Origin of the sequence: Acidovorax sp. (genome assembly GCF_046291265.1) — a bacterium.
Lineage (GTDB): Bacteria > Pseudomonadota > Gammaproteobacteria > Burkholderiales > Burkholderiaceae_C > Acidovorax.
This window is the reverse complement of the sequence record NZ_JBKBTV010000180.1, coordinates 1-564: the sequence shown is the minus strand read 5'-3', so window position 1 is coordinate 564 and position 564 is coordinate 1. Positions and strand designations below refer to the sequence as shown.

The window sequence follows — 564 nt, the reverse complement described above, 5'->3', positions numbered from 1 at the left end:
GGTGCACTCGCACGTGCTCACACCCGCCGGCGCGCTCACGCGCAAAGCGGAGGCGGTGCTGCGCGCCATTTTCAAGCAGCTGGGCGGCGCAGAGACGGGCGTGCTGTCTGCGTGGCAGATCGATGCGCTGCGCTCCGAAGTGCAACCAGCCTCCGCTGTCGCAGGCTCGCTCCCAGGCGCCAGCGGCGGCGTCAGTGGCAGCGGCACACTGGCCGTTACCCTGCCACCCTCGCACGGCCTCTCCCGCCCAGCCACTGCTTCCCGCCACCAGCCACCGGCCGGGGCTCCCACCGCCGCCACCGCCACGCGCGATGCTGACGCGGAGGCGGCGGCGCTGGCGGCGGAGCGGCAGGAGGAGGCGGAGTGCCGCGTGGCCGAGGCGCTACCGGGCGCCAGGGCGCCCGACTGGCGCGTGCACCGCGTGGTGCGGCTGGTGCTGGTGGACTCCCTGTGCCCCACGGTGGCAGTGGCCACGCCGGCGCTGCTAGATGCCGCCTCCACCGCGCTGCTGGACGCCGCACCCAAGCTGCCCACGCCCGAGCACATGCTGGACTGGTTCCAGCC

General features: G+C 74.6%; 1 protein-coding gene. It reads left to right on the top strand.

What is annotated here, in order from left to right; all coding sequences use genetic code 11:
- Nucleotides 1-13: 13 nt before the first annotated feature.
- Nucleotides 14-564, top strand: a 551-nt coding sequence (locus ACK41V_RS23780; protein WP_409786172.1) for a hypothetical protein, incomplete at its 3' end; no start/stop codon positions are given.